The following is a 22,088-nucleotide window of genomic DNA, read 5'->3' as shown; positions in this document are numbered from 1 at the left end:
TGTAAGCGAATCCTCTTTTAAACTACATTTTAGATAAAATAAATTTTCTTTCAGTTACATGAATACAAATACAGAAATTTAAATAATCCTCTTTTGGAATACACTTTACTTCATTAAATATCTAATATGAGTAATCCGCTTACACATATTATTCTGATTGAAAACAGACTATAGGGGCTGAATATATGGAAAAGAAATTCATGCGAGAATCTAAAGCAATTAAGACAACACGTGTCTTTCCTAACGATTTAAATAATCACCAAACACTTTTTGGAGGGAAATTATTAGCAGAAATTGATAGTATTGCTTCGATTGCGGCTGCAAGACATAGTCGTAAACATTGCGTAACAGCATCTATTGATTCAGTTGATTTTTTAACTCCAATTCACCAAGCTGATTCTGTTTGTTATGAAGCATTTGTATGTTATACAGGGAAATCTTCAATGGAAGTTTTCGTAAAAGTAATCGCAGAAAATTTATTAGCAGGCGAGCGTAGAATTGCTGCTACTTGCTTCATTACATTTGTGGCTATAAAAGATGGAAAACCTTCGTCCGTACCACAAGTACTACCTGAAACAGAAGAAGAGCACTGGCTACACCAAACTGGATCAGAACGCGCAGAAAACCGAAAAAAAGGGCGTTTGAAAAGTAAGGAAATGGCTGAAGTATTAACCTTAAGTAAGCCATGGAGCATATAACACTATGTAACACAGGTAAACATTCCTTTATGTTTACCTGCTTTTTTATTTCAATTTTAATTATAAACACCTATCACTACCTAAATATGCTTCCTAGTTTACAAAACAACCCACTAACTTGTCCTTTATTTTGTTATACTATTAATGGTATAGTATATGATGTTTAATAAAAGTAATGATGCCGATTATATGAAGGATGGTGCAATATGTCTGTTGAGGTACCAATTGTAATACCTAAAACTTTGATTATTATTCCTGCTTACAACGAAGAAGAAGCGATTGCAGATACATTAACAAGACTTTTAGAACTAAAAGAACATTTTGTAGGATTAGATATTTGTGTAATTAACGATGGTTCAATGGATAAAACACCTGAGATTGTTACAACATTCCCAGTCCATCTTGTAAATCTACCTTATAATTTAGGAATTGGGTCAGCTGTACAAACTGGATATAAGTATGCTTATGAGAATGACTATGATATCGCTATTCAATTTGATGCCGATGGACAACATAACCCAGAGGATTTATATAAAATCATCCAACCTATTGCTGAAAATCAATGCGATATGGTGCTAGGGTCTCGATTTACGGAAAAAACTGCATATAAGGGAAGTCTTTCAAGGCGAATTGGAATATTTTACTTCACTGCCTTATTAAAGTTACTAACGAAACAAACATTTATGGATCCAACATCTGGATACCGTGCTATTAATCGCGAAGTAATTCAGATTTTCGCACACAATTATCCAAAAGATTATCCAGAACCAGAAGTACTTATTCACTTAAAAAAGAAAAATCTTCGCATTAATGAAATATCAGTTAATATGCAAGAAAGACAAGGTGGACAATCTTCTATTACACCATTGAAATCTGCATATTACATGATTAAAGTAAGTTTAGCTATATTAATGCAAAAAATTGTGAAAGGTTGATAATCCATGCCTATAATTACCTTTTCATTTATCTTTATTCTATTATTATTTTTCCTGATTATTAACTCGATACGTAAAGGAGCTTTGGAAACAAAATATTCCATTCTTTGGATTTTTGTTTGTATCGCAATGGCGATTTTAAGCTCTACAGATAAGATTATAAATTGGATTGGGAAGCTATTACACGTAGAATACCCACCATCTGTTTTATTCCTGTTCGGACTTTTATTCTGTTTTATTTTAATTTTTGATTTAACTCGTAAGGTTTCTAAACAGCATCACCAACTTGTAACATTGACACAAGATTATGCGTTGCTAAAACAAAAATTAAATAATAAAGAGCAAAATGATTCTTTACACGATGCATAATTAAAAATGACCTACTTTCTATTTTAGAAAGTAGGTCATTTTTATATACCATTTAAATGTAATTTTTTTGATAGGCTTAATGAAATCATTTACCTATTTTAAAAATGGTCTGCTAACCCTCATAACAGTTGCGACAATACCTACACCTATCATTATAAAAAGCATTGGCATCAATGGAAGCGCATAGCGATCATACGCAAGGTATAAACTATTGAAAAAGGTTTGGAATAAAATGTTTATCCATAAAAATGAATACTCTCTCCACCTTCTCCAACAGAATACAAATGCTAGGATCGAGCAAATTATGAAACCTGTTTTAATTGGATCATAAATTTTCTTCATATCTTCCCCAGATATATCAAAAATACTAATTGGAGTGCCTGGATAATAATATGCTTTTTCCCAGAAAATTTGTGGTTTTAAAATTAAATAACTTTTCAACATTGATTTTTTATCTGTATGCCACCATTCCTTAATACGGTCCATCGCTATTTCTTGTTGCTTCGCCATTAATTCATGCGCTTCTATACCCGGATATTTCGCAAGAAGTTCCGCATCAATTTCTTCCACACTTTTTCCAGGGGGATAACCTTCACCCTGATATGTGCCCAGTAATAACGGATTACCTGAACCTGCTGTAAGCGGGATAAACTTGTGAAATTGAACGTAATTACGTGCCCACCAAGGACCAAGCACAACAAATAATACCAATACACTAATAAGGGCTTGCTTTACCATTAGACGTACTGGATAACGTTTTAATACAAGATATATAAATAATAAAATTGGATATAAAGCGATTTGTACCCTAAAATATAGTGCTACAAAGTAGAATAATAAAATAATATAAAAATCTTTCATTGAATGCGTATCTGCTAATTTCAAGCTCCAATATAATAGCCCTAATGATAGAAATAGATACGGACTTTCTGTCAACGTCAAGTTCTCTACTACTACTTCAGGAGGGTATAATGCTAATAACAATGCGGCAATTAATCCTACTGCTGGATTTAAGATATATGTACCAATCTTATAAGTCATATAAATACTTAAGACACCAAAAGTTATCATAACTAATTTTGCACATAAAACACCAAGGCTTCCATGCCCAAATATGGCGAATATGCCTGCTAATAAAAATACTTGTCCAGGCATAATATGAATAGTTGGTTTTGTCGGATCATGATAAGTCAACATACCTGTTTCTAAAAAATTGACAGCATTTTTTTGATACATTAAGTCATCGCTACCAAGCGTCAAATCACTACCATATGTTTTTAAAGTCATTAACCGAAAGATTAGGCCAATAACTAGAATGATACCTAATATTATTAATTCAGGTCTTCGCATATACTTTTGTAACATTCTAAAGTTTCCTCCCTTTTATTACAATACATTTTTCTATTATAACCATCTTTCATATCTAACTTCTATACCTTTAATAATTATTATTATATACATTAAGTTGATTTACAAAGTTTATATGCGGTAAACTTATACAGATATTCTTTTCATTTTATTCCTTATAAAAGGAGTTAATTTAAAAACATAAAAATTTGAGGAGTTAAAATTCTATGATGGAACAAAACCAGCTTGTCTCAGTTGTTATTCCTCTATACAATGCAGAGAAATATATTGAAGAGACAATGCAGTCAATACTGGATCAAACATATAAAAATATCGAAATTGTAATTGTAGATGATGGAAGTAAAGATCGGTCACCTTCTATCGTAAAAAATCTTGCTGAAAAATACCCAGGGCAAGTAAAATACGTTCATCAAAAAAACCAAGGCGTTTCGGTAGCTCGTAATACAGGAATTGAAAACGCTAGTGGAGAATATATTGCTTTCCTTGATAGTGATGACTTATGGCATCCAACTAAAATTGAGAAGCAAGTCGACAGTATACATAAAAACAACATGGATGCGTGCTATTGTGGTTATATGAATTTCTACGAAGAAACAGGCGAAAAGGTTGAACATACAACAAACTTTATTAAAGGTGATATGGCAAAAGCATTCCTAACACATCAAGTTGTTGCTCAAACAAGTACTTGGATTTTCAAACGATCCATCGTAATGAATCATAACATTCGTTTTACACCAGGATGTAGTTGGGGAGAGGATTTGGAGTTTTTATTTAAACTTATGAGTGTGACAAATGTATGTTATGTCGATGAATACTTAACTTACTATAGAATCTTATCAGAAGGGAATCTTTCTTCTAAGTATAAAGATTATGAATTAAAAACGACAAAAGAGTTGGAAGTATTCAATCGTATGAAAGATTGGGTACATAATAAATCTCAAGATTTCATTACAAAAGACCCTCAGTCACTTATTGAGATTCTTGAGACTTATTTATTCCCTTATACAGTCATCAATAACGCTTGTATATATATTAAGGGAAACTCTCAATTAGATAAATCACAAGTTCAATTAATCAAAAAAGATATAAAGAAATATTGCCGTAAAATCTATTCAAAGAATGGAAAACGTAGTAAAAAACTATATGCAATGCTTTGGTTTGTACGAATTAAATTTCTGTTTTCTTAAACTGAAAATATAACGATACTCTCTCTTTCTGTGAACAAATCAAATTTACAAATAGGACAAGCTAACCGGGTCCTAAAGAATAGAAAGGTCTTTTCCCATGAAAACAAATAAAATTCTAAAAAACGCATCCTACCTCTTTGTAGGAAACATTACTGTCCGTTTTGTACTGGCTATTGCAACAATTTTCTTTGCAAGATATGTTTCTCCAAGTGATTACGGTATGTTTACAACTGCGTTAGCAGTTTCAGCTGTTATTTGTTACTTTACAGATGCAGGTTTGACACATACGTTTATGCGTGAAGGAACGAGAAGCGATGCTAATATTAGCGTGCTAATAAGTAGTTATTTACGTATTCGTTTAATATTAGCTATCGTAATTTCTGTACTTTTCGCTATTTGTGCCCAGTTCTTCTATCCCGATGCTTACTTACGTGCGATGGTATATTGGGTTGTTCTGCCAACAATGTTTGGAGCAACTTTACAAGGTGTTGGAATGGCTTACTTCCAAGTAACAGAACGCATGCAATTTACAGCTATTATTTCTGTACTACAAGGTGTAACAGCTGCTGCTGCCCTATTACTAGGGATGTCTTTCCAATGGTCACTTATGATGGTTGCTGCCATGTATGGGGTATCTAGTCTTGTAACAGGTGTTATCGCCTTTATAATGACAATACGTTACACGAAAGTCCATAAGGGTTGGGATAAAGGCATTTTAGATCAACTACTTATTTTCACAATCAATGGAATCATCATTATGCTCTTACCACAATTGGGCCCTATTATATTAGAAAAGGTTTCAACGTATAATCAAGTTGGATTCTTTGGTGCTGCATCTAAAATACCTGCTGTACTATATCAAATACCTGGGGTAATTGCAGCTGCCTTTTATCCAAGGCTGTTTGCTTTTGGTAATGAGAAAAATATTGAAGAACATAGAAAATTATCAAGTTTTGAATTAAAACTTATGTCTTTTTTAGGAATGGGAATTTCTATCCCCTTTATTGCTGATCCAAGTTTCTGGATTGTTAGTTTATTAGGAGAAGAATACGCTCCCGCCGGTGACGCTCTTGCTATTCTAGCGTTTATGGTTATTTTACAATCAATTAACTATCCACTAGCCGATAATTTAACAACGATTGGCCAGCAATGGAAACGTGCAACAACAATGACTATTGGATTAGTTGTTGCCATCATAGGTTATATTGTATTAGGTAGTAAATATGGAATGATGGGGGCAGCTGTCGCAGCTATCCTTACCGAAATTACACTATTAATCGGATTTACCCTCTTTATTCGTAAAGGCATGCAATTATTAGTTAAAGGAATTATATTTAATTCCTTAGCCTTTATTATTAGTTACGGTTTATACCGAATTGCATTAATTAACTTACCACCACTAATTGCTTTAACTCTTACTGGTATACTATACGGTATAATCGGAATTGTAATTGATCCTCAAATACGTGGATTCGTTTTAGGGTTTATAAAACAAAAATCAGGTGAAAAGGTAGTATAAAGTTAAGTTCCTTTTCAAAATCATGAAAAGGAACTTAACTTCTTTATTTACATCTGTTTTTCATATACATAATTGTTTCTTTTAACCCATCATAATAAGAAGTTTTTGGTAACTCTCCAATACATTTCTCGTATTTCTCTCCACTTAATACAACTGGTTTTTCCGTCAAATATAGCATTTCCACAAATTCTTTCATCTGCTTATCAAACAGACCAATGAACTGGATCATTCCTCTTTTTACAGTTATTATTCGTTTGGTATATCCCGCTAATTCCCGTATGTGTTGAATCATTTCCTCACCTGTAATGACACCATAATCTGTTATGTTCCAATTTTGTCCATAAGCCTCATCATGTGAAGCTAATTTAACCATTGCTTTTGCACCATCTGGTGTGAAAATATATTCACGGGCAATCTTTTTATCTCCAACAAAGCTAGACATTTTATTTGTAAGTATTGCCTTTAATGTATGATGGACAAGTGTGCTTTTTGCATTTGGACCATAAAAGTCTGGGAAATGAGCAATAAACATTTGTACATTAGCTTGTTTTGAAAATATATACATTTTGAAATGATGGCATTATATGAAAGAATTTAGTATCATGATTCAAGGTACTATTTCAAGTTGGACGGAGGATACTATGAGCTTATTAACAGTTGAAAAATTAGGACATACATTTGGTGATCGTACATTATTTAAAGATGTATCTATGCGATTATTAGCAGGTGAGCACGTTGGATTAGTTGGTGCAAACGGTGTTGGTAAATCAACATTCATGAATATCATTACTGGTCAGCTTATTCATGACCAAGGTCGTGTAGAATGGACACCGGGCACACATTACGGCTACTTAGATCAGCATACTGTTTTAACGCCTGGACGTACAATCCGTGACGTACTAGCGGATGCATTTTTACCGTTATTCGAAAAGGAAAAAGCTTTAAATGAAGTTACAGAAAAAATGGGAACTGCTACACCAGAAGAACTAGAAGAACTTCTTGAACAAATGGCAGAAATACAAGATGCACTTGAAGCAGGTGGTTTCTATTTACTAGATATGAAAATTGAAGAGGCTGCACGTGGTCTTGGAATTGATGCTATTGGTTTAGATCGTGATGTTTCAGCACTAAGTGGTGGACAACGTACAAAGGTATTGCTTGCAAAGCTATTACTTGAACAGCCAGAAGTGTTATTGCTTGATGAACCTACTAACTATTTAGACGTTGAACATATTCATTGGTTAACAAATTATTTGAAAGAATACCCACATGCATTCTTATTAATTTCTCATGATACAGAATTTATGAACAAATGTGTTGATGTTATTTTCCATCTAGAATTCACAAAAATGACACGCTATACAGCGACATATGAAAAATTCCTAGAACTAGCAGAAATCAATAAAAATCAACATATAAACGCTTATGAAAAGCAGCGCGAGTTTATCAAAAAGCAAGAAGACTTCATTGCAAAAAACAAGGCTCGTTATTCAACGACAGGTCGTGCAAAGAGTCGTCAAAAGCAACTTGATCGCATGGAACTTATTGATCGCCCAGAAACAGCAATTAAACCTGAATTCTCATTTAAAGAAAGTCGCGCAAGTAGTCGCTTCGTCTTTGAAGGTGAAAATGTAGAAATCGGATATACACATCCGCTACTACCAAAGCTATCAATGACGATCGAACGTGGTGAAAAAATTGCTATTGTTGGATGTAACGGTGTTGGTAAATCAACGTTACTAAAAACAATCTTAGGTAAAATTAAGCCTTTAAGCGGTAAAACAAGCCTTGGTGACTTCTTAGAGCCTGCATACTTTGAGCAAGAAGTTAAAGCTGACAATATAACACCAATTGATGATGTATGGAATACATTCCCTGGTTTAGACCAGCATCAAATTCGTGCGATGTTAGCAAAATGCGGATTAAAAAATGAACATATTTCTCGCCCATTAAGTCAATTAAGTGGTGGAGAACAAGCAAAAGTTCGTTTATGTAAGCTAATGGGTGAGGAAAGTAACTGGCTACTATTTGATGAGCCGACAAACCATCTTGATGTTACAGCAAAAGCGGAACTTAAGAAGGCTATGAAAGCATATAAAGGAACAATCCTCCTTGTATGTCACGAACCAGACTTCTATGAAGATTGGATTACAAAAGTTTGGGATGTTGAAGAATGGTCTCAAAATAGTAAATAGTCTTTAAGAAAAAACTCCTTGTGTAGACAAGGAGTTTTTTACTTATTTTTATTAAGAATTTTTTATATTGTAGTATCCTATAAGTCGTAATCGAAATTCTTTTAATTCCGGATACGCCTCTAAATTTGCTAACATACCTCTAATTACTGGAATTCTTGGATTAAGCAATCGTATTTCCGCCTCTAAAACATCTAACGTTACTAACAACTCATCATCCTCTAATTGATCAGCTAAACTACGCTTAAATACAATAATTTCTTTTAAAAAATGCTCTTTAACTTGTTCCTTAATAAGCTCTGATTTACAAAGGAATTCTCCAAGCTTTTCTTCATGTAAAATAGGTTCTTCCGAAGATTCTACCAAACCATCTACTAAATGATCTACTCTTTTTAAAATAAAAGCAGCGACATACGATAAATCAATTTCTGGTGCTTGTAAAATAATTAATTCTAAATAACCACGGCATATGCCTTCTACTATAATTACTAAATCCAATAAATATGGCATAACCTTTTCACCATAAATGGACAATAAACTATTCCGATAAAATGCATGAGACTCTAACTTCATCCGCATCATAAATTCTTCTACTTCTTTATTAAACGGAATTGCATTTTCTCTCGCATGCATAATAATAAATTCTTTATGCTTTTGTATATCATTAAACTGACAATGTAATTGTTTTGCAAATTTTTCACGTGGTAATAAAGACTCTTGTTCAATATCCAGCATTTTCTTTTGGATTTTGTCATAATAATATCGAAGTGTCGCTAATAAAAGCTCATCTTTCGATTTAAAATATAAGTAAAAAGCTCCCTTAGATATACCACTAGCTGTCACAATTTCCTGCACTGATGTCGCATTTACACCCTTAGTAGCAAATAACTTCATAGCCGATTCTATAATCAAACGCTCTTTTTCTTTCATATCTTCTCTCCTAAATTTAATCTCGCATCTTATTATAAATGTATTATACCATCTCTTTTTATTGACGATTGACCGAACGGTCAGTTATATTATGTATTAGACTGACCAGTTGGTCAATATAATAAAAAGGGAGCGCAAACATGAACAAAATCATCAATTTCTCGTTAAAAAATAAGTTCGCAGTTTGGCTACTAACCATTATTGTTACTATTGCCGGGATCTACTCTGGACTCAATATGAAGCTGGAAACAATTCCTGATATTACAACACCGATTGTGACAGTAACTACGGTCTATCCTGGTGCTACACCAGAAGAAGTAGCTGATAAAGTTTCAAAGCCGATGGAAGAACAACTACAAAATTTAAGTGGTGTTAACGTTGTGAGCTCATCATCTTTTCAAAACGCATCTTCTATTCAAGTAGAATACGATTTTGATAAAAATATGGAAAAAGCAGAAACAGAAATTAAAGAAGCTCTCACAAATGTAAAGCTCCCAGAAGGTGTTAAAGATCCTAAAGTTTCACGAGTAAACTTCAATGCCTTTCCTGTTATTTCGTTAAGCGTAGCAAGCAAGAATGAATCTTTAGCTACCTTAACTGAAAATGTAGAAAAGAATGTTGTACCAGGATTAAAAGGACTTGATGGTGTTGCATCTGTCCAAATTGCTGGCCAACAAGTAGATGAAGTACAGCTTGTCTTCAAGAAAGATAAAATGAAAGAACTAGGACTAAGTGAAGATACTGTAAAAAATGTTATTAAGGGATCGGATGTATCTTTACCACTTGGCTTATACACATTTAAAGACACGGAAAAATCAGTTGTTGTAGATGGCAATATTACAACGATTAAAGCATTAAAAGAACTTAAAATCCCAGCTATACCTTCCTCACCTAACGGTCAAGGTAGTCAAAATGCTGGCGCTGGTTCACAAACGCCGCAAATGAATCCAGCTGCTATGAACGGGATTCCAACAGTTACATTAGAAGAAATTGCTGACATTAAAGAAGTTGGGAAAGCAGAATCTATTTCTCGAACAAATGGAAAAGAAGCAATTGGAATTCAAATTGTGAAGGCCTCTGATGCAAATACAGTTGATGTTGTAAATGCAGTAAAAGATAAAGTAAAAGATCTTGAGAAAAAATATAAAGATTTAGAGATCATTTCAACATTCGACCAAGGTGCACCTATTGAAAAATCAGTTGAAACAATGCTAAGCAAAGCAATTTTCGGTGCTATCTTTGCGATCGTTATTATCATGCTGTTCCTACGAAATATTCGAACAACGTTAATCTCTGTCGTTTCAATACCACTTTCTTTATTAATTGCTGTTTTAGTCATAAAGCAAATGGATATTACGCTTAACATTATGACACTTGGAGCAATGACCGTTGCTATAGGCCGCGTTGTCGATGACTCAATTGTTGTTATTGAAAATATTTACCGACGTATGTCGTTATCAGAAGAGAAATTGCGCGGAAAAGATTTAATTCGTGAAGCTACGAAAGAAATGTTTATCCCAATTATGTCTTCTACCATCGTAACAATTGCTGTATTTTTACCACTTGGACTAGTAAAAGGTATGATTGGTGAAATGTTCTTACCATTTGCCTTAACTATCGTCTTCGCTTTATTAGCATCATTACTAGTAGCAGTTACAATCGTACCGATGCTAGCTCATTCCTTATTTAAGAAAGAGAGCATGAGGGAAAAAGAAGTACATCATGAAGAAAAACCAAGTAAATTAGCAAATGGGTATAAACGCATACTTGCATGGGCTTTAAATCACAAAATTATTACATCAAGTATCGCTGTCCTTCTATTAGTTGGTAGTCTTGCACTTGTACCAGTTATCGGTGTAAGTTTCTTACCTTCTGAAGAAGAAAAAATGATTATCGCAACATACAACCCTGAACCAGGTCAAACGTTAGAAGACGTTGAAAAAATTGCAACAAAAGCTGAGAAGCACTTCCAAAATAATAAAGACGTCAAAACAATTCAATTCTCATTAGGTGGCGAAAACCCAATGAGTCCTGGTCAATCAAACCAAGCAATGTTCTTCGTGCAATATGATAACGACACGAAAAACTTTGAAAAAGAGAAAGAACAAGTCGTTAAAGATTTACAGAAGATGTCTGGCAAAGGCGAATGGAAAAACCAAGACTTCGGAGCAAGTGGCGGTAGTAACGAAATTAAACTATACGTTTACGGAGATAGCTCAGAAGACATTAAGCCTGTTGTAAAAGATATTCAAAATATCATGAAGAAAAATAAAGACTTAAAAGATATAGATTCTAGTATTGCAAAAACGTATGCAGAGTACACTTTAGTCGCAGATCAAGAAAAGCTGAGTAAAATGGGCTTAACGGCTGCTCAAATTGGAATGGGACTTTCTAATCAACATGATCGCCCTGTTCTGACAACAATTAAAAAAGACGGTAAAGATATCAATGTATATGTAGAAGCTGAAAAACAAAATTATGAAACAATCGATGACTTAACAAATCGTAAAATTACAACACCACTTGGTAATGAAGTGGCTGTGAAAGATGTTATGACTGTAAAAGAAGGTGAAACTTCGAATACAGTGAAACACCGCGATGGCCGTGTTTATGCAGAAGTAAGTGCAAAACTAACATCTGATGACGTTTCAAAAGCATCTGCCGCTGTTCAAAAAGAAGTAGATAAAATGGATCTTCCTTCTGGCGTAGATGTTTCTATGGGCGGCGTTACAAAAGATATTGAAGAATCATTTAAGCAACTTGGCTTAGCGATGTTAGCTGCGATTGCCATTGTATACTTCGTTCTTGTCGTTACATTTGGCGGTGCCCTTGCACCATTCGCAATTTTATTCTCGCTACCATTTACAATTATCGGAGCTCTTGTTGCCTTATTAATCTCCGGTGAAACATTAAGTGTGTCTGCAATGATTGGTGCGCTTATGTTAATCGGTATCGTTGTAACAAACGCAATCGTGCTTATCGACCGCGTTATTCATAAAGAAAATGAAGGACTATCAACACGTGAAGCTTTATTAGAAGCTGGTGCAACACGCCTTCGTCCAATTTTAATGACTGCAATTGCAACAATCGGTGCTCTTATCCCGCTTGCATTAGGATTTGAAGGTAGTGGCTTAATTTCTAAAGGACTTGGTGTAACGGTAATTGGTGGATTAACAAGTTCAACGTTATTAACACTTCTTATTGTTCCAATCGTTTATGAAGTATTAAGCAAATTTAAAAAGAAAAAAACAAAATAACAAAAAATAACCTCGCTAACTGCGAGGTTATTTTTTATTTCCAAACAAGATTAGGAAATCACCATAGCCTTCTTTCTCTAATTCCTCTTTTGGAATAAATCGAAGAGCTGCGGAATTAATACAGTAACGAAGGCCATTTGGTCCTGGACCGTCTGGAAATACGTGCCCAAGATGTGAGTCTCCTTCTTTACTTCTCACTTCTGTACGTGTCATATTATGACTCACATCCATCTTTTCTTTCACACTTGCTGACATAACTGGTTTTGTAAAACTAGGCCATCCACATCCACTATCAAATTTGTCTAGAGAAGTAAATAGCGGCTCACCTGAAACGATGTCTACATAAAGACCTTCCTCTTTATGGTTCCAATACTCATTTCGAAATGGTGGTTCTGTACCATTTTCCTGCGTTACATAAAACTGCATCTCATTGAGTTTTTCTTTTAAATGGGCATTATCCTTTGGCCAATGTTGCTTAATAAAAGCATCTCGTCCTGAGCCTTTACGATATAACTCATAGCGGAATGTGTTTTTCTTATGATATCCTTGGTGATATTCTTCAGCTGGATAAAATGTAGCTGCTGGTAGTATTTTTGTCGCAATTGGTTTTGAAAAGCGCCCACTCTGCTCAAGTTCTTCTTTTGAGGCTTCTGCTTTTTTATGTTGTTCTTCATTATGATAAAAAATCACTGTTTCATAAGACTGTCCGCGGTCGTGGAATTGTCCTCCAATATCGGTCGGATCAATTTGTCTCCAATATATATTTAACAATTCCTCATACGACATTTTATTTGCATCAAATGTAATTTGTACCGCTTCATAATGTCCTGTTGTTTCTGAGCACACTTCTTTATACGTTGGGTCCTCTTTATGACCGCCTGTATAACCTGAAATAACCTGTATAATGCCCTCCATCTCTTCAAATGGAGAAACCATACACCAGAAACACCCTCCAGCAAATGTAGCTAACTCTACCTTTTCATTTACAGCCATTCTTTCACCCCTATTCTATGTTCTTCTTACAGTATGGCATAAGGAACATCATGTTATAAAAGAAAAAGCATCGAACATCGATGCTTTTTCTTACTTCACTTTATTTTTTCCAACATCCTTCTCCATTTCATCACTTGTCACGTCTAAAACATCTAGTAAGAAAATGAAGATTGGAATACCGATAATCAGTCCCCATACACCTAAGAAGTGCTCTGAGAAAATTAATACCATAAAAGTATAGAAAATCGGTAAATTTGTTTTTTGCGACATAAACTTCGGATTTAATACGTAACTTTCAAGCGCATGAATCACTGTTACGATAACTAAAATATAAACAACGTACATAATACCGCCAATATTGTAAGCAATCATACAAAGTGGGAATAACGAAATGATAACCCCCGCTACTGGAATTAATCCAAGCAAGAAAATCATTAATGCTAAACCTAATAATTGCGGGAATCCTAATATCCATAATGCGATAACTGAAAGAACACAGTTAACAACAGCAATTAAAAATTGTGCTTCGATTACCTTTCCAAATGAACGTGCAAATTTCTTTCCGAAGTACTCAATTTCAGTATAGAAAATTGCAAGCCTGCTTTCTTTAAACTTTGCAGTAAAACCAACAATACGAGATTTTTCTAATAAGAAAAACAAACTCAAAATTAAAGAAAGTAAAACCTGAAGGCCAAATTTACCAACATTCGTAATCGATTTATACAAAATGTCTACGCCTTGTCCTACATATTTAGAAAGTTCCATATGATTGACAGCATTAACTGCATACTTAATTAGTTCACTATCTGGTGGGTTTCTTAAAAATACATTGAATTGGTAAATCAGTTGTGAAATTTGTATCGTCAATACTGGTAAATATTTAAATAGCGTAATAGCAATTCCACCAATTAACATTACATATAGAAATGCTATAATAATTTTTCGATTAATAGGCATGAAATGATCTAATTTGCGGGAAATAAACTTTTGGAATCGATCCATTAAATACGTGAGAATAAACGTAATTAATATTAAATTCAACATACTTTGCAGCCCGTATAACACGAGAGCAAGTATTACTAATACGAGTAACCTCTGAAATCCTTTACTTTGAAACAGGTTTTTTATTTGCATAATCGACGAATACTCTCTCCTGTCCTATAAACTAAAACGTTACTAAGTAGATTTCTCTCTCTTTTCTACTTTTAATTATTCATTCATATTAAGATTTTTATAAACTCATTATATGCCTACCTTAACAGGTATACAGTAGCTTACTTCTTATTTTACAATACAATGACCTAATTCAAAACGTATTCTACATAGTATTAATGAAGATTTAAGGAAACTTACATTTTTTTAAATAGGTCTTACCACTACTGTAACATAAAAAGCAAGCTATCAGTAGAAATCTGTCCTACAAATAGCTTGCTTTTCTTGTTTTTTAAGTAAGTTTTACTATCCAATGAATGGTATGAACATTGGGATGACAACTACTGTTACAACCCCAACTACCGTTACAGCAATACTTGCCATTGCTGCCTCTACCTCACCCATTTCAATTCCTACCGCAACTCCTAATGCATGACCCGCTGTTCCAAGTGCTAAACCTTTTGCAATCGGATGTTTCACTCTAAATGTTTTTAAGAATAATGCTCCTAATGCGTATACGATAACTGCGTTGAAAATAACTGCAAACGATGTAATTGCTGGAATACCACCAATACTTTCTGAAATTGGTAACGCAATTGCTGTTGTTGCTGCTTGTGGTAGCATTGAATTCATTACTGCTGTATCTAAACCGATTGCTTTTGCAACAATGAACACGACAATTACTGAGCAAATAGATCCAACCACGATAGCTGATAAAATTTGCCACCAATATTTTTTCAACTTATCAACTTGTTTATAGAGTGGGATAGCAAATGCAATGGTTGCTGGCTCTAAGAAGAAACTAATCATTTTTCCGCCAGTATTATATTCTTCAAAAGTAAAGTTACCTACCTTTAGAAAGACAATCCCTAATACCATCGCTACGAATAATGGCGTAAATAGGAAGAACCCTTTTGAATGCTTGAATAATAATGTTCCGATTCCGTATGCGATTAATGAAACGACGATTCCGAAATATGGAGTCATTGTGCTTGCCATGTTCATTACCTCCTAACAATATATAAATGCAATGGTTACGCAACCTTTCCGTGCTTGCGTCCTTTATTTACTACTTTCAATTCTTTTGTATCTTCTGTTTCTTTTTCATCTTTTCCTAAAATAAATTGTGCAAATAACCCTGTTACAGCGAGTAAAATAACTGTTGCTACAACAATTACAGTTAAAATTTGTACAAAGTATTGCCCCATTACACCAAGAGAATTAATAACTGAAATACCTGATGGGACGAATAAGAATCCAATAATACCTGTTAAAGCTGTTCCGAGTGATTCAACTTGCTCCAATTTAATAACTTTTAAACATAATAGACTAAATAAAATAACTAACCCGATTACCGATGAAGGCATTGGAATTGGTAAATGTGTTGCAATAATATTAGAAATTAACATAATAGCTGAGAATATGAATGCTTGTGATAAGAAACTATATACTTTTTTCGTACTCATTTTGGCCACCTCTTTCGATTTGGTACCTTTATTGTATAGGATACAAACGCATAAGTAAGCGTTTACATAACAGAACGTCAAATATACAGAATCAGTTACAAATATAAAAGGATGAAATACAAAAGCTGCTTCTTAAATACGAAGCAGCTTCTTGAGTTCTTTTGCATATGTACGGCTAACAGGTACTTTCGATCCTTCTTTCATGATTAAATTATAAGTAGAATTAAACCATGGCTGAATTTCAGTAATATGATTAATATTCGCAATAAAGCTACGGTGTACGCGCATGAAGCTTGCTTGTGGTAACTTCTTCTCTAAAATTACAAGTGTATCATGTGTTACATACGTTTCCCTCATTGTTTTTACTGTTACTTTCCCATCTACAAGCCCTACATATATAATATCTTCAATATTCACAAGTACGATTGATTCTTCAATTGGTAATGCTAATTTATGCATCTCTGCTGTTACATCTGTCCCCTTTATTTCGTGCTTCGTTTCTATTTGCGCTTGTTTTTGTTTTTTATACTTCTTTAATGTCTGCACAATACGCTCTTCATCAAATGGTTTTAAAATGTAGTCTAACGCATCTACTTCAAATGCTTGCAGCGCATATTGATCATAGGCAGTAGCAAATACAATTGCAGGTGGATTTTTCATCTTCTTTAATATATTCGCGATTTCAAATCCGTTATCATCGGATAATTGAATATCTAAAAACACAATATCTGGTCTACTTTGCATTAGTTCTTCTAATGCGTCTTCCACACAATCAGCCTCACCAATTATCTCAACTTCTTTCGTTCTCTCTAATAAATACTTTAGTTCATCACGTGCTAACATTTCATCGTCAACTACTAGTACTTTTAACAATCTGCTCTTCCTCCCCTACTTTTTTTGGAATAACAAAAGTAATCTCTGTCCCCTCATTTAATTCACTTTCGATATGAAGCATCGTTTCTTTTCCAAATAATCCAATAAGACGTTCATTAATATTATATAAAGCTGTTCCAGTCCCTTTCTTTGACGAAACTACCATCTTTCCTAATTGTTCTAAACGTTCTTCCTCAATTCCCTGTCCATTATCTTTTACTTCAAAGTGAACCATACCCTCTTTTTCAAAAACATGCACTTCCACTTCGCATACTGGTTGCTTCTTCGGAAAAGCATGTCGCAATGCATTTTCAACCAATAGTTGAAGAACAAATGGTGGTACTAAAGTTGTCTTTAGCTCATCTTCAATATACATCTTTACCTCATACTTATTTGGGAACCTTGCTTGTTCTAGGGATAAGTATGCCTGTACATGGTTTAATTCTTGTTCTAGTGGAATCAATAACTGACGTGCCCCTTGCAAATTACAACGGAAATATACGCTAAGCTGTAATAATAACTTCCTTGCTTTTTCTACATCTGTTCGGCATAAAGCTGATACTGTATTAATCGCATTAAATAAAAAGTGCGGGTTAATTTGCGCTTGTAATGCTTTTATCTCCGCATCTTGAAGTAATTTACTTTGCAACTCAGCTTCTCCTAACTCTAACTGCGTGGAGAATATTTTTGCTAACCCTTCTGCTAATTCCTCTTCCACACGACTTAACTGGTTAGGATTTTTGAAATAGAGTTTTAATGTCCCTATCGTATTTCCATGCGAAGTTAGTGGAATTACAATCGCCGCTTGCAAAGGGCAGCCTTCATGTTGACAATTAATAACCTCACGTGATTTCGCTTTCATTATTTTCCCTGTGTTTAACACTTCTTTCGACAAACCGGTTATTAAACTATGTGAAGGAATATGGTGATCTGATGCTAATCCAACATGAGCTAATATTTTCTCTGTATCTGTTAAGGATACCGCATCTGTTCCTGTAAAACGGTGAATAATTTGTGCCACATGCTTACATGATTCTTCTGTTAAGCCTTGGCGGAAATACGGTAACGTTTTATCTGCAATACGTAATACTTTATGAGTCTGCAGTGCCTTTGCATTCTCCTCCTGACGCAAAATAGCTTGTATCATAGAAAGTAAAATAAAACTTCCAAAACTATTTACAAGAATCATTGGTATCGCTATTGTTTTCACAACGCTAATTCCATCCTCTATAATTAATAAAATCATAAGCATTTCTAAAGATACGATAAAAACACTTAAAACTGCTGAAAATTTAGGAGTAATTGTACGATTATATTTTTTGAAAATATATCCGATATAACCAGTTATAATCCCAGCTAAAATAGAAGAGATTGCGCAGCTTAGCGCTGTCGTACCACCAAGCATATAACGATGAATACCAGCAATAAATCCTACTCCAACCCCTACAATAGGGCCACCAAGTAAGCCGCTAATACCGACACCCATAATACGCGTATTCGCAATTGTACTTGACGAAGAAACACCTTGTAACCAGTTTTCATTCATAATCGTATTTCCTGCTATTTCAATCCCAGTGTAATTGCTTACAATTGTAAATACCGAAAAAATACAAATAAGCTTCAGCTTATCTACATAGCCATCCTGTTTATGAAGGAGGCGTCTGAAAGTTTTAATATGAGAGAGTAAAAATCCTAAAATAACTATAAGTCCGACTCGTTCAATCATCATGAGTACTAAATTTAGCATCTTTGATTCATTCCTTTTTATTTAGTTAGTTTTATTATGGGAAAATAATGAAGTCGGCGTCAAGAAGAACGAAATATTTTTTGAAATATTTTACACATAATAACTTCCTCTTTATTTGACAATACAATAGAAGAGTGCTAAAAATAAAGTAATATAATACAGTCCTTTAACCCAACCCCGTGAGGTTGAGAAGGAAGTCGGAATATAATATACGTATGTTCTTTTTGGGGGATACGTATGCTTTTTTGGCCTTCTCATCATATCAGGTGAGAAGGCCTTTTGTTATTCTTCCATAGCGACTGTAGAAAATAAGGAGGAGTAATAATGAACGTCACTACTGATGTACAACAAATAACAGAGGAGACGAAAGCGAAAAGATATAAAACATTATTTGGTTCTGCGCTAGGATATGCAGCAGAAGGTTTAGATATGTTGCTATTATCTTTCGTACTTGTCTATATTTTAAAAGAGTTTCACTTAAGTCCTGTTGAAGGTGGAAACTTAACATTAGCTACCACAATAGGGATGTTAATTGGTTCTTATTTATTTGGATTTATTGCTGATTTATTTGGCCGTATTCGTACAATGGCCTTCACAATCTTACTGTTTTCACTAGCAACCGCACTCATTTATTTCGCAACAGACTACTGGCAATTATTAATTCTGCGCTTTTTAGTTGGAATGGGTGTTGGTGGTGAATTCGGAATCGGAATGGCCATTGTAACAGAAACATGGTCTAAAGAAATGCGCGCTAAAGCGACATCTGTTGTTGCACTTGGATGGCAATTTGGTGTACTGGTTGCTTCACTCCTTCCAGCATTTATTGTCCCGCACTTTGGATGGAGAGCCGTTTTCTTATTTGGATTAATTCCAGCTTTACTAGCTGTCTATGTCCGTAAAAGTTTAAGTGAACCGAAAATATGGGAGCAAAAACAACGCTACAAAAAGGAACTGTTGCAAAAAGAAGCTACAGGTAAATTAACAACTACTGAAGCAGAACAACTAAAACATATAAAAAAATTCCCACTTCGAAAGTTATTTGCCAATAAAAAAGTAACAATTACAACAATCGGTCTCATTATTATGTCGTTTATCCAAAACTTCGGATATTACGGAATCTTCACATGGATGCCCACTATTTTAGCAAATAAATATAACTATACATTAGCAAAAGCAAGTGGCTGGATGTTCATTTCTACCATCGGTATGCTAATTGGAATTGCAATCTTTGGTATTCTAGCTGATAAAATTGGTCGCCGTAAAACTTTTGCAATCTATTATATTGGCGGTACAGTATACTGTCTCATTTACTTCTTCTTATTCACAGATTCAACATTATTATTATGGGGAAGTGCATTGCTTGGATTCTTTGCAAATGGAATGATGGGAGGATTTGGGGCAATTTTAGCTGAAAACTATCCTGCTGAAGCTCGCTCTACCGCTGAAAACTTTATTTTCGGAACAGGACGTGGGTTAGCTGGATTTGGGCCTGTTATTATTGGCTTACTCGCTACAGGTGGCAACTTACTTGGAGCATTGTCCTTGATTTTTATCATCTACCCAATCGGGTTAATTACAATGCTACTATGTGTACCAGAAACAAAGGGAAAAGTATTAGATTAAACGTAAAAGAGGAAGCATCTCATTTAAGATGCTTCCTCTTTTATGTTTTTATTTATTTTGATTTACTAGCCTTCTGAAATAAGAATGCAGTTTTATCTTCTTCTTTTACAATACCTTGTTTTAATGCTAATTCTCCCGCAACTTTAGGTGCTAACCATAGCATTGGGAATAACAAAATTGATACCGGAACTGCCGTCACCACGATAAACGATTGTAGCGCATTAATACTTCCTTCACCCATATATAAAAGAATTGCTGCAACTGCGCCCATAATAAGCGACCAAAAAATTCGCAAACTAATTCTAGGATCTCCGTCTCCAGTCACTGCCATGGAAATGGAATACGCCATTGAATCTCCTGTTGTCACTACAAATAAAATTGTTAATAAAAGAAATGCTGGTCCAATAATATTAGAAAGTGGCAATTGTCCTGTAATTGCAATCATAGCTGCCGGCATACCAGATTCACTTAATGCGTCCGAGATAGACCCAGGATTCATCAACTCATAAAACACGCCTGATCCACCTAATATAGTAAACCAAAACGTTGTAATAATAGGTGCGATAATTCCAATTGCAACGATGATTTCTCGAATCGTTCTCCCTCTTGAAATTCGACTCACTAAAATTGCCATCATTGGTCCGTATCCAATAAACCATCCCCAGAAAAAGATTGTCCAAGATCCTAACCAACTTGTATCACCACGGTATGTGCTCATCGGTATAAACTCATTTACATAAAATCCAAACGAAGAAACAAACGAATCAATAATAAATCCACCTGGCCCAAATAGTAATATGAATGCCATTAATACAATTGCTAATCTAACATTTAAATTACTTATAATTTGAATCCCTTTATCAATACCTGTTACTGCCGATATGGTAGACACGGCCACCACACAAACAATAATTGCTAATTGAGTAGTAAACACATCAGAAATTCCAAATAATTCTTGTAATCCATAACTTGCTTGTAAACCTAAAAATCCAATTGGGCCAATTGTACCTGCAGCTACTGCAATAATTGCAGCTGCATCAATTATCGTTCCAAGCAGGCTCTTTCTTAATTTTTCCCCAAAAATAGGATATAAAAGCGTTCGAGGTTTTAGCGGCATATCTTTATGATAATGTCCATACATCATAACTACCGCACTAATTGTACCTAAAATCGTCCATGCTAAAAATCCCCAATGCATATAACTTTGTGCTAAAGCAGGCATGACTGCTTCTTTCGTTCCAGCAGATATACCATCATGTATTGGTGGCACCGTCATCAAATGATACATTGGCTCTGCTGCTGCCCAAAAAACGCCACCTCCGGCAAGTAATGTAGACATAATAATAGCAAGCCATTTTGCCGTACTAATCTCAGGTTTTTCTAATCCTCCAAGCTTAACTCTCCCATATTTGGAGAACGCCATACACATCGCAACAATAAATGTACCTAATAATAAAACTTGCCAGAAGGCACCGAAATATTTAATTGAAAAAGCGAAACTTTTATTAATCGCACTCTCTACATAATCCTTGTTCAAAAAAACTGCAATTACAAATAATAAAAGTGAACCACCACTAATAATAAATACAGGCCAATCAGTTTTTCGACTCTTCATCCTCATTTACACTTCCTCCTTCCTCAGCAATCTAAAAAAACAACTTTATTATGTTTTATTGTTTAAAACCAAAACACAATAATTATATATGCATAACATTTTATCGACTTCCCACATACTTATGTTGTCCCTAAAAATATGCCAAATCCCTTATTAAAAAGAAA

Annotated in this window: 17 protein-coding genes and 1 pseudogene; 8 read left to right on the top strand and 10 right to left on the bottom strand. The window is 34.4% G+C overall.

Annotation, left to right across the window (positions count from 1 at the left end; translation table 11 throughout):
* The first annotated feature begins 185 nt into the window (after window positions 1–185).
* The 3 genes from AU379_RS17775 to AU379_RS17765 all read left to right on the top strand — a co-directional run bounded on the left by AU379_RS17775 (window position 186) and on the right by AU379_RS17765 (window position 2,002).
* On the top strand, window positions 186–698 hold the full coding sequence (locus tag AU379_RS17775) for an acyl-CoA thioesterase (protein ID WP_000412119.1): 513 nt from the start codon (window positions 186–188) through the stop codon (window positions 696–698).
* Window positions 699–904: 206 nt separating this feature from the next.
* Window positions 905–1,633, top strand: coding sequence for a glycosyltransferase family 2 protein (locus tag AU379_RS17770; protein WP_000110207.1), 729 nt, complete (start codon window positions 905–907; stop codon window positions 1,631–1,633).
* A 6-nt stretch (window positions 1,634–1,639) separates the two neighbouring features.
* Entirely contained in the window at window positions 1,640–2,002 is a 363-nt protein-coding gene (locus AU379_RS17765) for a DUF2304 domain-containing protein (RefSeq protein WP_001121765.1), read from the top strand.
* A gap of 93 nt (window positions 2,003–2,095) precedes the next feature.
* Here the strand turns inward: AU379_RS17765 and AU379_RS17760 are convergent, their stop codons facing one another.
* Entirely contained in the window at window positions 2,096–3,367 is a 1,272-nt protein-coding gene (locus AU379_RS17760; protein WP_000939653.1) for a glycosyltransferase family 39 protein, read from the bottom strand.
* A 209-nt stretch (window positions 3,368–3,576) separates the two neighbouring features.
* Between AU379_RS17760 and AU379_RS17755 the strand changes: the two genes are divergently transcribed.
* Window positions 3,577–4,557, top strand: a complete 981-nt coding sequence (locus AU379_RS17755; protein ID WP_000970540.1) for a glycosyltransferase — start codon at window positions 3,577–3,579, stop codon at window positions 4,555–4,557.
* A 97-nt stretch (window positions 4,558–4,654) separates the two neighbouring features.
* On the top strand, window positions 4,655–6,076 hold the full coding sequence (locus tag AU379_RS17750) for an oligosaccharide flippase family protein (RefSeq protein WP_000856127.1): 1,422 nt from the start codon (window positions 4,655–4,657) through the stop codon (window positions 6,074–6,076).
* A 43-nt stretch (window positions 6,077–6,119) separates the two neighbouring features.
* Here AU379_RS17750 and AU379_RS17745 read toward each other — a convergent pair.
* Window positions 6,120–6,629 (bottom strand): annotated as a pseudogene (locus tag AU379_RS17745) (NAD-dependent epimerase/dehydratase family protein); the annotation flags it as partial.
* 88 nt (window positions 6,630–6,717) lie between these two features.
* Between AU379_RS17745 and AU379_RS17740 the strand changes: the two are divergent.
* Window positions 6,718–8,271: an ABC-F family ATP-binding cassette domain-containing protein gene (locus AU379_RS17740; RefSeq protein WP_000055410.1), complete on the top strand. Its 1,554-nt coding sequence runs from the start codon at window positions 6,718–6,720 to the stop codon at window positions 8,269–8,271.
* A 51-nt stretch (window positions 8,272–8,322) separates the two neighbouring features.
* Here AU379_RS17740 and AU379_RS17735 read toward each other — a convergent pair whose 3' ends face one another.
* Window positions 8,323–9,198: a TetR/AcrR family transcriptional regulator gene (locus AU379_RS17735; protein WP_000659645.1), complete on the bottom strand. Its 876-nt coding sequence runs from the start codon at window positions 9,196–9,198 to the stop codon at window positions 8,323–8,325.
* A 140-nt stretch (window positions 9,199–9,338) separates the two neighbouring features.
* On the opposite strand from AU379_RS17735, the gene AU379_RS17730 reads away from it, so the two are divergent.
* Window positions 9,339–12,455 carry an efflux RND transporter permease subunit gene (locus AU379_RS17730; protein WP_061139573.1) on the top strand — a complete coding sequence of 1,039 codons (3,117 nt, stop codon included), beginning with the start codon at window positions 9,339–9,341 and terminating at the stop codon, window positions 12,453–12,455.
* 27 nt (window positions 12,456–12,482) lie between these two features.
* Here AU379_RS17730 and msrB read toward each other — a convergent pair whose 3' ends face one another.
* The 6 genes from msrB to lytS all read right to left on the bottom strand — a co-directional run bounded on the left by msrB (window position 12,483) and on the right by lytS (window position 18,686).
* The gene (msrB, locus tag AU379_RS17725; RefSeq protein ID WP_000290174.1) at window positions 12,483–13,448 is read right to left on the bottom strand and encodes a peptide-methionine (R)-S-oxide reductase MsrB; all 966 of its coding nucleotides are present in this window, start codon (window positions 13,446–13,448) and stop codon (window positions 12,483–12,485) included.
* A gap of 90 nt (window positions 13,449–13,538) precedes the next feature.
* Entirely contained in the window at window positions 13,539–14,582 is a 1,044-nt protein-coding gene (locus AU379_RS17720) for an AI-2E family transporter (protein ID WP_001166010.1), read from the bottom strand.
* 324 nt (window positions 14,583–14,906) lie between these two features.
* Window positions 14,907–15,599 (bottom strand): antiholin-like protein LrgB, encoded by a 693-nt coding sequence (gene lrgB / locus AU379_RS17715; protein WP_000168868.1) that lies wholly within the window; start codon window positions 15,597–15,599, stop codon window positions 14,907–14,909.
* A 35-nt stretch (window positions 15,600–15,634) separates the two neighbouring features.
* On the bottom strand, window positions 15,635–16,066 hold the full coding sequence (lrgA, locus tag AU379_RS17710) for an antiholin-like murein hydrolase modulator LrgA (protein ID WP_000104901.1): 432 nt from the start codon (window positions 16,064–16,066) through the stop codon (window positions 15,635–15,637).
* Window positions 16,067–16,198: 132 nt separating this feature from the next.
* Complete coding sequence (locus AU379_RS17705) at window positions 16,199–16,939, bottom strand: LytTR family DNA-binding domain-containing protein (protein WP_000921840.1); 741 nt, start codon at window positions 16,937–16,939, stop codon at window positions 16,199–16,201.
* Window positions 16,917–18,686, bottom strand: a complete 1,770-nt coding sequence (lytS, locus tag AU379_RS17700; protein WP_000933589.1) for a two-component system sensor histidine kinase LytS — start codon at window positions 18,684–18,686, stop codon at window positions 16,917–16,919. The genes AU379_RS17705 and lytS overlap by 23 nt, the downstream gene beginning before the upstream one ends.
* Window positions 18,687–19,010: 324 nt before the next feature.
* On the opposite strand from lytS, the gene AU379_RS17695 reads away from it, so the two are divergent.
* Window positions 19,011–20,309: an MFS transporter gene (locus tag AU379_RS17695; RefSeq protein WP_001103408.1), complete on the top strand. Its 1,299-nt coding sequence runs from the start codon at window positions 19,011–19,013 to the stop codon at window positions 20,307–20,309.
* A 52-nt stretch (window positions 20,310–20,361) separates the two neighbouring features.
* Here AU379_RS17695 and AU379_RS17690 read toward each other — a convergent pair whose 3' ends face one another.
* Window positions 20,362–21,930 (bottom strand): BCCT family transporter, encoded by a 1,569-nt coding sequence (locus AU379_RS17690; RefSeq protein WP_001242442.1) that lies wholly within the window; start codon window positions 21,928–21,930, stop codon window positions 20,362–20,364.
* Window positions 21,931–22,088 lie beyond the last annotated feature (158 nt).

It is taken from the genome of Bacillus sp. JH7 (assembly GCF_001563515.1).
In the GTDB taxonomy this organism is placed as follows: domain Bacteria; phylum Bacillota; class Bacilli; order Bacillales; family Bacillaceae_G; genus Bacillus_A; species Bacillus_A cereus.
The sequence above is the reverse complement of the archived record's forward strand: the minus strand, read 5'-3'. Positions and strand labels throughout refer to the sequence as shown.

Excerpts from the sequence above, each read along its gene's own strand:
- AU379_RS17775 (WP_000412119.1), top strand. The coding sequence starts at position 186 with ATGGAAAAGAAATTCATGCGAGAATCTAAAGCAATTAAGACAACACGT.
- AU379_RS17770 (WP_000110207.1), top strand. The coding sequence starts at position 905 with ATGTCTGTTGAGGTACCAATTGTAATACCTAAAACTTTGATTATTATT.
- AU379_RS17765 (WP_001121765.1), top strand. The coding sequence starts at position 1,640 with ATGCCTATAATTACCTTTTCATTTATCTTTATTCTATTATTATTTTTC.
- AU379_RS17760 (WP_000939653.1), bottom strand. The coding sequence starts at position 3,367 with ATGTTACAAAAGTATATGCGAAGACCTGAATTAATAATATTAGGTATC.
- AU379_RS17755 (WP_000970540.1), top strand. The coding sequence starts at position 3,577 with ATGATGGAACAAAACCAGCTTGTCTCAGTTGTTATTCCTCTATACAAT.
- AU379_RS17750 (WP_000856127.1), top strand. The coding sequence starts at position 4,655 with ATGAAAACAAATAAAATTCTAAAAAACGCATCCTACCTCTTTGTAGGA.
- AU379_RS17740 (WP_000055410.1), top strand. The coding sequence starts at position 6,718 with ATGAGCTTATTAACAGTTGAAAAATTAGGACATACATTTGGTGATCGT.
- AU379_RS17735 (WP_000659645.1), bottom strand. The coding sequence starts at position 9,198 with ATGAAAGAAAAAGAGCGTTTGATTATAGAATCGGCTATGAAGTTATTT.
- AU379_RS17730 (WP_061139573.1), top strand. The coding sequence starts at position 9,339 with ATGAACAAAATCATCAATTTCTCGTTAAAAAATAAGTTCGCAGTTTGG.
- msrB (WP_000290174.1), bottom strand. The coding sequence starts at position 13,448 with ATGGCTGTAAATGAAAAGGTAGAGTTAGCTACATTTGCTGGAGGGTGT.
- AU379_RS17720 (WP_001166010.1), bottom strand. The coding sequence starts at position 14,582 with ATGCAAATAAAAAACCTGTTTCAAAGTAAAGGATTTCAGAGGTTACTC.
- lrgB (WP_000168868.1), bottom strand. The coding sequence starts at position 15,599 with ATGGCAAGCACAATGACTCCATATTTCGGAATCGTCGTTTCATTAATC.
- lrgA (WP_000104901.1), bottom strand. The coding sequence starts at position 16,066 with ATGAGTACGAAAAAAGTATATAGTTTCTTATCACAAGCATTCATATTC.
- lytS (WP_000933589.1), bottom strand. The coding sequence starts at position 18,686 with ATGCTAAATTTAGTACTCATGATGATTGAACGAGTCGGACTTATAGTT.
- AU379_RS17695 (WP_001103408.1), top strand. The coding sequence starts at position 19,011 with ATGAACGTCACTACTGATGTACAACAAATAACAGAGGAGACGAAAGCG.
- AU379_RS17690 (WP_001242442.1), bottom strand. The coding sequence starts at position 21,930 with ATGAGGATGAAGAGTCGAAAAACTGATTGGCCTGTATTTATTATTAGT.